Here is a 10369-nt window from a genome sequence, read left to right as displayed (position 1 = left end):
GTCCGTCAGAGGACCGATCTCACGACGAGGGACCGAACCCGCCTCGTGGGTCGCGACATGTGACCGATTTGCTGAGCACACCGGCCGGTCCACCTTCGGGTGGCCGGCCGGTGTCGTACGTGCGGGGGTGGGCAGCGGGGCCCGCTGAGCGATGACCGGCCCCGGGCGCGGCAGTGAGATCTGGTTTCTCCGTCGAGATCTGGTGGTGCACCACCAGATCTCGACGGAGAAACCAGATCTCAGCGGGTTGGGGCTTCCCGCACCCATAGCGGGAGGAGCTGGGAGCCGGGGCTCTGCTCCTGGCGGAACGGTTTGCGGAGTGAGCGCTCACTCAATATGCTCGTCGGCATGACCTCACGTGCCCGCGCCTCGCGGATGTCGCCCGAGGACCGCCAGGCGGCGATCGTCGAGGCCGTGCTGCCGCTGGTCGCCGAGCGGGGGCACGACGTCACCTCGCGCGAGCTGGCCCAGGCGGCCGGTGTCGCGGAGGGCACGCTGTTCCGGGCGTTCGGCGACAAGACGGTGCTCGTCGGAGCCGTCGCGGTCGAGGGCCTCAACCGGGCGGGCCGGCCGGAGGAGACCCTGGCCGAGCTCACCGGGATCGACCCCGGGCTCCCGCTGGAGCGCCGGCTCGAGCGCGTCATCGAGCTCGGGCGGCACCGGGTCGCCGAGATCATGCGCTGGATGACGGTGCTGCGCCGCATGGCACCGCACCACGGGCCACCGGGGGTGCCGCCCGGCAGCACCCCCGGTACCGCGCCCGCCCCGGGCGCCGACCAGCACGAGCGGATCGGTGACCAGCGTCGAGCGTTCGTCGACCAGCTCACCCGGCAGCGCGCGGCGTCGGCGGAGGGGATCGCCGCCGTCCTCGCGCCGGACGCGCACCGGCTGCGTGTCCCGGTCGAGGTGGCGGTGTCGCTCGTCGAGGCGGCGATCGCCGGTGCGCACCTGCGCCTCGAGCAGGTGCAGCCGGTCGTGCCCGCCGCCGTGCTGGCCGACGCCCTCGTCAACGGCCTCGCCGGCCCGGCACCGAGCACCCCGGCACCGAGCACCCCGAAAAAGCCTGGCCCCCACGCCGCGCAGGAGGCATCCTCCACCCCGGCGCCGGAGGCGGCCGACCCCTCGTCCTGACGCGACGTCCCGCCGCGCCTTCCGTCGGGCCCGACCTCACCTGCCCGACACGCCCAGCCTCGCAACCCGTTTCCGAAGGGAACTCCTCGATGCTCGCCACGCTCGCCCGGAAGTACCTGGGCCCGTACCGATGGGCGGTGGTCGCCGTGCTCGTGCTGCAGCTGGTGCAGACGCTCGCGGCGCTGTACCTGCCCAGCCTCAACGCGGACATCATCGACCAGGGCGTCGTGCGCGGCGACATCGGGTACATCTGGCGCACGGGCGGCTGGATGCTGCTGGTGTCGCTGGGCCAGGTCGTCGCGTCGGTCGTCGCCGTGTACTTCGGCGCCCAGGTCGCCACGTCGTTCGGGCGGGACCTGCGGCGCGACCTGTTCCACACCGTCCAGACGTTCTCCGCCCGCGAGATGGCGCGGTTCGGTGCGCCCACCCTGATCACGCGCGGCACCAACGACGTGCAGCAGGTCCAGATGACCGTGCTCATGACGTTCACGATCATGGTGATGGCGCCGATCATGCTGGTCGGCGGCGTCATCCTGGCGCTGGCGGAGGACGTGACGATGTCCGGCCTCCTGCTCGTCATCGTCCCGGTGCTCGCCGCGACGGCCGGTGTCATCGTCTGGCGCATGGTGCCGCACTTCCGCCGCATGCAGAAGCGCATCGACGCCATCAACTCGGTGCTGCGCGAGCAGATCACCGGCCTGCGCGTGGTCCGGGCGTTCGTCCGCGAGCGGCGCGAGTCCGAGCGGTTCCGCGTGGTCAACGAGGAGCTGTTCGACACCTCGCTGCGCGCCGGGCGCCTCATGGCGCTGACGTTCCCCGTCGTCATGCTCATCATGAACATGTCGTCGGTCGCCGTGCTGTGGTTCGGCGCGCACGAGATCGAGGCCGGCGGCATGCAGATCGGCTCGCTCACGGCCTTCCTCAGCTACCTGATGTACATCCTCATGGCCGTGATGATGTCGACGATGATCTTCATGATGATCCCGCGTGCCGCCGTCGCGGCGGAGCGCATCGGCGAGGTGCTGGAGACCGAGTCGTCCGTCGTCGACCCGCAGGCGCCCGTCGCGCTGGTCCCGGCCGACGGCGCGGGGCCCGCCCCGCGCGGCGAGGTCACCTTCGAGCACGTCGAGTTCCGCTACCCGGGCGCGGAGGCGCCCGTGCTGCACGACCTCACGTTCACCGCGGAGCCCGGCCGGACGACGGCGATCATCGGCTCGACCGGCTCCGGCAAGTCGACCCTGCTGAACCTCGTGCCGCGGCTGTTCGACGCGACGGGCGGCACCGTGCGGGTCGACGGCGTCGACGTGCGCGACGTGACCCAGCACGACCTGGGCTCCCTCATGGGGCTGGTGCCGCAGAAGGCCTTCCTGTTCACGGGGACCATCGCCGACAACCTGCGGTACGGCAAGCCGGACGCCACCGAGGAGGAGATGTGGGCGGCGCTCGAGGTGGCGCAGGCGCGTGACTTCGTCGAGGCGCTGCCCGACGGGCTGGAGGCGCAGGTGGCCCAGGGCGGGACGACGTTCTCGGGCGGTCAGCGCCAGCGCCTCGCCATCGCGCGCGCCGTGATCCGCCGGCCGCGCGTCTACCTGTTCGACGACAGCTTCTCCGCGCTCGACTACGCGACCGACGCCCGCCTGCGCGCGGCGCTGCGGCCGCAGACCCGCGACGCGACGGTGATCGTCGTCGCGCAGCGGGTGGCGACCATCCGGGACGCCGAGCAGATCCTGGTGCTCGACCACGGCCGCATCGTCGGCCGCGGCACGCACGCCGAGCTGCTGGCCGGCAACCCGACGTACCAGGAGATCGTGACGTCCCAGATGAGCCTGGAGGAGGCGGCGTGAGCGAGCAGAAGAGCGAGCAGAAGCCCGCACAGGCACCCGCCCGCGGGCGCGGCCCGGGCGGCGGCGGCCCGATGGGGATGGGCATGGGTATGCCCGTCCAGAAACCGCTCGACTTCAGGGGCTCGCTGCGCCGTTTCGCGGCCACGCTGCGCCCGGAGCGGTTCAACGTCTTCGTGGTGCTCGTGCTCGGGATCGGCTCGGTGGCGCTCACCGTGCTCGGGCCCAAGCTGCTGGGCAACGCGACGAACGTGATCTTCGCCGGCGTGGTGGGCAGCCAGCTGCCGGCCGGCGTGAGCGCCGAGCAGGCGGAGGAGGGCCTGCGGGCCCAGGGCCAGGACCGGATGGCCGACCTGCTCTCCGGCGTGCCGGGCGTCGTGCCCGGTCAGGGTGTCGACTTCACGCTGCTCATGCAGACCCTCGGCTGGGTCGTCGCGGCGTACCTCGGGGCGTTCCTGTTCGGCTGGCTCCAGGCTCGCATCACCACCGGCGTCGTGCAGCGGACCATGCGCAGCCTGCGCGACCAGGTCGAGGCCAAGCTGCACCGCATCCCGCTGTCGTACGTCGACGCGCAGCAGCGCGGCGAGATCCTCTCGCGCGTCACCAACGACATCGACAACGTGGCCCAGACGACGACCCAGACGCTCGCCCAGCTCGTCACCGCCGTCCTCACGGTGATCGGCGTGCTGTTCATGATGTTCTGGATCTCCCCGCTGCTCGCGGTGGTCGCGCTCGTGACGGTGCCGCTGTCGGTGATCCTCACCGCGCAGATCGCCAAGCGCAGCCAGCCGCAGTTCGTCGAGCAGTGGGCGTCGACCGGCCGGCTCAACGCGCACATCGAGGAGTCGTTCACCGGGCACGCGCTCGTCAAGGTGTACGGGCACCAGGAGGCCACGGCCGAGGTCTTCGCGAAGGAGAACGACGCGCTGTACTCGTCGAGCTTCAAGGCGCAGTTCATCTCGGGCACCATCCAGCCCGCGATGGGCTTCCTGGCGAACCTCAACTACGTGATCGTCGCGGTGATCGGCGGCCTGCGGGTCGCGTCGGGCACGCTGTCGCTGGGCGACGTGCAGGCGTTCATCCAGTACTCGCGGCAGTTCACGCAGCCGCTGACGCAGGTCGCCTCGATGATGAACCTGCTGCAGTCCGGCGTCGCGTCCGCGGAGCGGGTGTACGGGCTGCTGGACGCGCCCGAGCAGGAGCCCGACCCGGCGCGGTCGCGCAAGGTCGAGCCGGTGCGCGGCCGGGTCGCGTTCGAGGACGTCACGTTCTCCTACACCCCCGACCAGCCGCTCATCACCGGGCTGAACCTGGTGGCGGAGCCGGGGCAGACGATCGCGATCGTGGGCCCGACGGGCGCGGGCAAGACGACGCTCGTCAACCTCCTCATGCGGTTCTACGAGGTGGACGGGGGCCGGATCACGCTCGACGGCGTCGACACGCGGGACATGTCGCGCGACGACCTGCGCTCGTCGGTCGGCATGGTGCTCCAGGACACCTGGCTGTTCAAGGGCACCATCGAGGAGAACCTGCGCTACGGCGTGCCGGACGGCGCCGAGGTCACCGAGGAGGAGTTCCTCGCCGCCACGCGGGCCACGCACGTGGACCCGTTCGTGCGCACCCTGCCCGACGGGTACGACACGGTGGTGGACGAGGAGGGCTCGTCGGTCTCCGCGGGCGAGAAGCAGCTCCTCACGCTGGCCCGGGCGTTCCTCGCCGACCCGGCGATCCTCGTGCTCGACGAGGCGACGTCGTCGGTCGACACCCGTACCGAGGTGCTCGTGCAGGAGGCGATGAACCGGCTGCGCAAGGACCGCACGTCGTTCGTCATCGCGCACCGGCTGTCCACGATCCGCGACGCCGACGTGATCCTCGTGATGGAGCACGGCGACATCGTGGAGCAGGGCTCGCACGAGGAGCTGCTCGCGGCGGGCGGTGCGTACGCGCGGCTGTACGAGAGCCAGTTCGCGGCCCCCGTCGTCACCGAGGAGGAGCCGGCGGGCGCGTGACGCTCCCAGCCGGACGGCGGTCCCCGGGTACGGCCCGGGGACCGCCGGCGTTAGGGTCGGCCCGTGACCTCACTCTTCACCGCGCCCACCGCCGGGCGCACGCCCGACCCGACGCTGGCGCACCGTCGCGCCGACGCCACCGTGACCCTCACCGGGCCGGACGGCGCCCCGCTGGCCGACCGTGACGTCGTCGTGCGGCAGACCCGGCACGCGTTCTGGTTCGGCTGCATCGGGTTCGACCTGGTGGACCTCGCGAGCGGCACGTCGGCCGACCCGGAGTACGACCAGCGCCTGGCCGACGCGTGGTTCGGCGTCTTCAACCAGGCGACCCTGCCCTTCTACTGGGGCACGTTCGAGCCCGAGCGCGGCGCTCCCCGGACCGAGCCGATGCTCGCCGCGGCGCGCTGGTTCGCCGAGCGCGGCGCGGTCGTCAAGGGGCACCCGCTCGTGTGGCACACGGTGCAGCCGGACTGGCTGCTCGGCCTGCCCGACGCCGAGGTCGAGCGCCTGCAGCGTGAGCGCATCCGGCGCGACGTCGCGGCGTTCCGCGGGGTGGTCGACACGTGGGACGCGATCAACGAGGTCGTCATCATGCCGGTGTTCACCGCGCAGGAGAACGCGATCACACCCCTGGCGCGGCAGAAGGGCCGCGTCGAGATGATCCGGATGGCGTTCGAGGAGGCTCGCGCCGAGAACCCGGGCGCGACGCTGCTGCTCAACGACTTCGACCTGTCGACGGCGTACGAGTGCCTGATCGAGGCGGTCCTGGAGGCCGGGATCCGCGTCGACCGGCTCGGCCTGCAGAGTCACATGCACCAGGGATACCTCGGGGAGGAGCGGACCCTGGAGGTCCTGGACCGGTTCTCCCGGTACGGCATCCCGATCCACTTCACCGAGACGACGCTGCTCTCCGGCGACCTCATGCCCGGCCACGTCGAGGACCTCAACGACTGGCAGGTCGCGTCGTGGCCCTCGACGGCCGAGGGGGAGGCGCGGCAGGCCGACGAGATCGAGCGGCACTACCGCACCCTGCTGTCCCACCCGTCCGTCGAGGCCATGACGTACTGGGGCCTGTCGGACCGCGGCATGTGGCTGAACGCGCCCGGCGGCCTGCTGCGCGCCGACGGCTCGGCCAAGCCGGCCTACGACCGGCTGCGGGACCTGGTCGCGGGCGAGTGGTGGCTGGAGCCGACCACCCTGCGCACCGACGCCGAGGGCCGCGTGCGGTTCACCGGGTTCCTCGGCGACTACACGATCGAGCACCCCGGCGGCGGCGCGTCGGCGCTCACGCTGACCACCCCCGGCACGACGACGCTGTCGGCGACCCTCACCCCCTGACCCACCCATTGACCCACTCAGCGGGCGGGCGGGCAGCCGAGCGGCCGTCAGTGCGGGTCCGTGGCGTTCAGGGTCGCCACCACCTGGTCGTAGTCGCCGCGCACCTCGCCGTAGCGGAGGAACTTGACCCGCTCGACCTGGATCTCGTGCGCGTCCGGCTGGGACTCCAGGAGGCTCATCGTCTCCTCGATGTACTCCTCCAGCGGCATGGCGTGCTCGTTCGACTCCTGCCCGGGCATGAGCTCGGTCCGGACCGACGGCGGCACCAGCTCCAGCACCGACACGCTCGTGCCGGCGAGCTGCAGCCGCAGCGACTCCGACAGCATGTGGATCGCGGCCTTGGTCGCGTTGTACGTCGGGGTGACCCGCAGCGGCGCGTGCGCCAGGCCCGAGGATACGGTCACGATCGTCGCGTCGGGCCGCGACTGCAGGTGCTCGGTGAACGCCGCGACCAGCCGGATCGGGCCGAGCACGTTGGTGACGACCGTCGCCTCGGCGTCGGCGAGGAAGTCCGGCGTGCGCCAGTCCTCCGCCCGCATGATGCCCGCCATCGCGACGAGCACGTTCACCTCGGGGAACCGCTCGATCACCTCGGCCGAGGCGGCACGGATCGAGGCGGGGTCGGTGGTGTCGACGCGGACGGTCGCCAGACCGTGCTCCGCGGCGACCGCGTCCAGCGCCGCCGCGCTGCGCCCGCCCACGACCACGGTGTTGCCCGCCGCCTGCAGGCGCAGGGCGAGGGCGAGCCCGATACCACGGTTGCCGCCGGGGATGAAGATGGTGTTTCCGGTGATGTTCATGTCACCACCGTGCGGCCCGGCGGCCGGGAGCGGGAGAGACCCGCGGAACCAGGGACCGCCGGTCCCTGGTTGCATCGGGCGCGACGGCGCACGATGGACGCATGAACCGAGCAGCCCTCGCCGACTTCCTCCGCCGGCGCCGCGAGTCCCTGCGTCCGTCCGACGTCGGCCTGGCACCCGGCCCGCGCCGCCGGACGCCGGGGTTGCGCCGCGAGGAGGTCGCCGCCCTGACCGGCATGTCCGTCGACTACTACGCACGGCTCGAGCAGCAGCGCGGACCCCAGCCGTCCGAGCAGATGCTCGCCGCGCTGGCCCGGTCGCTGCGGCTGAGCGTCGAGGAGCGGGACTACCTGTACCGTCTCGCCGGGCACGGCGTGCCTCGGCGGACGCCGCTGGACACCCATGTCGCGCCCCCGCTGCTGCGCGTCCTGGACCGGCTCGAGGACACCCCGGCGTTCGTCGTCTCGGGCCTCGGCGAGATCCTGGTGCAGAACCGGCTCGCGGAGGCGCTGTTCGGCCCACCCGTGACGACGGGCCTCGCGCGCAGCTCGGTGTACCGCTGGTTCACGGACCCGACCTCCCGCGACATCTACCCGCCCGAGCAGCACGAGCGTCAGGCGCGCAGCCAGGTCGCCTCGCTGCGCGCGGCGCTCGCGGCGGCGCGGCCCACCGCGGAGGCCGAGGAGATCCTGCGGGTGCTGCTGCGCGAGAGCGAGGAGTTCGTGCGGATCTGGGAGCTGCACGAGGTCTCCCGGCGCTTCGAGGACCACAAGACGCTCGTGCACCCCGAGCTGGGTCGCATCGACGTCGACTGCCAGGCGCTGTTCACCGAGGACCAGTCCCAGGCGCTCGTCGTGCTCACGCCCGCGCCCGGCAGCGAGGCCGAGGAGAAGGTCCGCCTGCTCGCCGTGCTCGGGCACGAGACGTTCGCGTAGGCGAGGCCCGCCGGCGCCAGGAGGGTGGCAGGATCGTCCGTGTGCACGACGACGACCGCTGTCCCTGCCTGTCCGGCGACACCTACGGCGCCTGCTGCGGGCGCTACCACTCCGGAGCCGCGACGGCCCCGACGGCCGAGGCCCTGATGCGCTCGCGCTACTCGGCGTTCGCCGTGGGCGACGAGGCCTACCTCCTGGCGACGTGGGCGCCGCGGACCCGGCCCGAGAGCGCGGGCGTCGGCGACGAGCAGTGGCGCCGCCTCGACATCCACCGCACCGAGCGCGGCGGTCCGTTCGACACCACCGGCGTCGTCGAGTTCACCGCGCACTACCGGTCGCCGTCGGCCGGGACCCGGGGCGCCCTGCACGAGACGAGCCGGTTCGAGCGCACCGACGGCCGCTGGTACTACGTGGACGGTGCCCGCGAGGTGGGCTGAGCCCACGTTTTCACCTCTTCCTGGTGAGACAGCGCGTGGCGCCGTGCGCGCCGCGGGCCGCCGGCCCTACCTTGGGGCGCTATGGAGAGCCGGAGCACCAGCCCCCGTGACGTGCCCGTCGGAGACGTGAACGTCCTCGAGCTGCGCATCCACGGCATCGCGAACACCTTGCCGTACGGCTCGCTCGACCTGCCGCGCGAGGAGGTCGTGCAGTCCGACGGAGACGGTCTCGGCAGCTTCTGGACCCCGCGGCCCGACGTCGCGGCGCGGGACAGGTCCCTGCCGCCCGGCCACGTCCACGCCATCCGGCCCGACGTACGCCGCGAGGCCTACTCGTGGGGCGCCATGGCGCGGCTGGGCGGCCTGCCGTTCGGCGGCGTGCTCGGCGTCGTCGGCACGCTCGCCGTCCGCCTGCTGTGGGCGGCCATCGTGCCGTTCGGCCTCGCCAACGCCGCCTACTGGGCCCGCCGGATCCCCGCGCCCGAGCCCGGCGCGCACGCCCCCGCGCCGCGCCGCGCACCCGCGGGCAGCCTGCGCCCCGAGGCGACCGCCGCCCTGACCCGCGTCTTCTCGCTCGGGCTCACGCTGCTGTTCGTCTCGGCCGTCGCCACGGTGGCGCTGTCGGTGCTCGGCACACGGTGCATGGGCCTGGCCACCCCCGGGCCCGACTCGGTGGTGCCGGTCTGCGCACGCGTGCCCGGCGCGCTGTACGGTCTGGCGCGGCTCGACGTCGGCGACCGGCTCGCGTGGCTGTCGCTCGCCCCCGTGCTGCTCGTGGCCGTGCTGGTCGCCGTCGCGCACAGCGGGCAGGTGCGGTTCGAGTCGAAGTTCTCCGTGATGCGGGCGGGCGGCACCATCGAGCCGTCGGGCCCGCCCCTGCACCGTGCGGGCTTCTGGTCGCAGCGCACCGGCTCGGGCCTGCTCTGGGCGCACCTCGGCTCGGCGCTCGCCCTGACCGGCCAGTACCTCACCTGGACCCGGTACGCCGACGTCGGCCTGGCCGTGCCCGGCCTGCCCGTGGTCGCGCTCGTGGTCATCCTCGCCGCGTGCGCGTTCGTCGCCCTGCGCACCGACGACGACGGCGTCCAGGCCGTCACGCCCCGCTGGAAGGCGCGCGGGGGACTCGCCCTGTTCGTCGCGGGCCTGCTCGTCTGGCTCGTCGCCTGCTGGGCCGCCGTCGTGGGCCCGCAGCCCGAGCGCATGCCCGCCCTCGTCGGCCTCGACCTCGTGCCCGCGCTGCTCGGCGTCGGGATGTTCGGCATCGCCGCGACCGGGCTGGCCTGGCGCACCGCGCGCAAGGTCCGCGCGGTGGCGGCCTGGAGCCTCGTGCCCGTCGTCGCGACGGCGTGCGTCGCCGCGGTGCTCGTGCTCGAGCCGGGCGCGCCCTGGCGGCACCTGCTCGTGGCGCTCGGCGTGCTCGCGGTGCTGAGCCCCGCCGCGGTCGTCGCCGCGGCGATGGTGCTGCACCGCCGCAGGTACGAGGGCTGGAACGGCGCGGGACCGGGCGTCTTCCTGCTCGTCTCCGCCGCGGCCGCCGCCGTGTACTCGAGCCTGCTCGTGCTCGGCGTGCAGTGGTTCCTGCGCAGCGGTGACCCCGCTCCGGCCCGGCCGCTCGGCGACGGGCGCGTCGGCGTCGTGGTCGGCGTGCCCGACCCCGAGCTCGTCCGCGTACCGCCCGTCTACACCGAGTTCGGCACCGCGTCGGTCGTCATCGCGCTGGTGTTCCTCGTGCTGCTGCTCGTCGCGCTGGCCGGGCCCTACGTCATGGACGTCCTGCGCTCGCGCACGCTGTGGATCCCCGGCGCCCCGCGCACGCTCGGCCCGCCGTACGGCCCGGCCGCCCCCGCGTGGCGCGCCGTCGCCGAGGCGCCCGACCCC

The 10369-nt window shown here is 73.2% G+C and carries 7 protein-coding genes and 1 pseudogene; 7 read left to right on the top strand and 1 reads right to left on the bottom strand.

Going from position 1 to position 10369, the window contains the following annotated elements; genetic code table 11:
• Positions 1–348: 348 nt before the first annotated feature.
• The 4 genes from HLB15_RS20175 (at position 349) to HLB15_RS20160 (ending at position 6319) form a co-directional block, all read left to right on the top strand.
• On the top strand, positions 349–1131 hold the full coding sequence (locus HLB15_RS20175; RefSeq protein ID WP_229785598.1) for a TetR/AcrR family transcriptional regulator: 783 nt from the start codon (positions 349–351) through the stop codon (positions 1129–1131).
• An 89-nt stretch (positions 1132–1220) separates the two neighbouring features.
• Positions 1221–2975, top strand: coding sequence for an ABC transporter ATP-binding protein (locus HLB15_RS20170; protein ID WP_171108008.1), 1755 nt, complete (start codon positions 1221–1223; stop codon positions 2973–2975).
• 89 nt (positions 2976–3064) lie between these two features.
• Complete coding sequence (locus HLB15_RS20165) at positions 3065–4981, top strand: ABC transporter ATP-binding protein (RefSeq protein ID WP_212760142.1); 1917 nt, start codon at positions 3065–3067, stop codon at positions 4979–4981.
• A 63-nt stretch (positions 4982–5044) separates the two neighbouring features.
• Entirely contained in the window at positions 5045–6319 is a 1275-nt protein-coding gene (locus HLB15_RS20160) for an endo-1,4-beta-xylanase (protein WP_229785599.1), read from the top strand.
• Between the two features lie 47 nt (positions 6320–6366).
• Here the strand turns inward: HLB15_RS20160 and HLB15_RS20155 are convergent, their stop codons facing one another.
• Positions 6367–7119 (bottom strand): SDR family oxidoreductase, encoded by a 753-nt coding sequence (locus HLB15_RS20155; protein WP_171108003.1) that lies wholly within the window; start codon positions 7117–7119, stop codon positions 6367–6369.
• 101 nt (positions 7120–7220) lie between these two features.
• Between HLB15_RS20155 and HLB15_RS20150 the strand changes: the two genes are divergently transcribed.
• The 3 genes and pseudogenes from HLB15_RS20150 to HLB15_RS20140 form a co-directional block, all read left to right on the top strand.
• Positions 7221–8054, top strand: coding sequence for a helix-turn-helix transcriptional regulator (locus HLB15_RS20150; protein WP_171108001.1), 834 nt, complete (start codon positions 7221–7223; stop codon positions 8052–8054).
• A 41-nt stretch (positions 8055–8095) separates the two neighbouring features.
• Positions 8096–8491 (top strand): YchJ family protein, encoded by a 396-nt coding sequence (locus HLB15_RS20145; RefSeq protein WP_171107999.1) that lies wholly within the window; start codon positions 8096–8098, stop codon positions 8489–8491.
• Positions 8492–8572: 81 nt separating this feature from the next.
• Positions 8573–10369: pseudogene (locus tag HLB15_RS20140) on the top strand (hypothetical protein); the annotation flags it as partial.

Source organism: Promicromonospora citrea (assembly GCF_013004695.1).
GTDB lineage: Bacteria > Actinomycetota > Actinomycetes > Actinomycetales > Cellulomonadaceae > Promicromonospora > Promicromonospora citrea.
This window is presented reverse-complemented; position numbering and strand designations above follow the sequence as displayed.